The organism is Streptomyces doebereineriae (genome assembly GCF_031845645.1).
Lineage (GTDB): Bacteria > Actinomycetota > Actinomycetes > Streptomycetales > Streptomycetaceae > Streptomyces > Streptomyces canus.
In genome coordinates, this window is record NZ_JAVREZ010000084.1 from 1 (window position 1) to 615 (window position 615).

The 615-nt window shown below is 65.4% G+C and carries 1 pseudogene; it reads left to right on the forward strand.

Annotation, left to right across the window (positions count from 1 at the left end):
- Nucleotides 1-468, forward strand: a pseudogene (locus tag RNB18_RS50810) (carboxyl transferase domain-containing protein); the annotation flags it as partial.
- Between the last annotated feature and the right edge of the window lie 147 nt (nucleotides 469-615).

Genomic DNA, 615 nt, shown 5'->3' on the forward strand with positions numbered 1-615 from the left:
GACCAGGAGTGGGGCGGTGTGGTGCGCCGCGGCGCCAATCTGCTGCACGCCTTCGGTGAGTCCTCGGTCCCCCGCGTCACCCTGGTGACCCGCAAGATCTACGGCGGCGCCAACATCGCGATGAACTCGCGTTCGCTCAACGCCACCAAGGTGTTCGCCTGGCCGGACGCCGAGGTCGCCGTCATGGGCGCCAAGGCCGCCGTCGGCAAGACCCTCACGATCGCCGACGGCGGATACCCGGGCACCGGACTCGTCACCCCACACCGCCGACAGCGCGGCCAGACCGAACTCCCGGACTGGAAAGAGGAACACAACAAGTCCCACAAGCACGTCCGGGTCCGAGTCGAGCACGTCCTCGCCCGCATGAAAGCCCTGGAAGATCCGCCGCGACTGCTGCCTCAAAGGCGACGGCGTCCACCACGCCATTCTCGCATCGCCCACATGCACAACCTCGCCCTCGCCGGTTAGGACTGCGGGTCACACGGCAGCCAAGAATGTCCGGAGAAACCTGAAGATCATTTACGGGACAGCCCTTAGGTCGCAGGCCGGAGCATCGCCGCGAACTCTCATTCCGTTGCGAATAGCTGGAGCGACAGAAACCGCACCGATTTCATC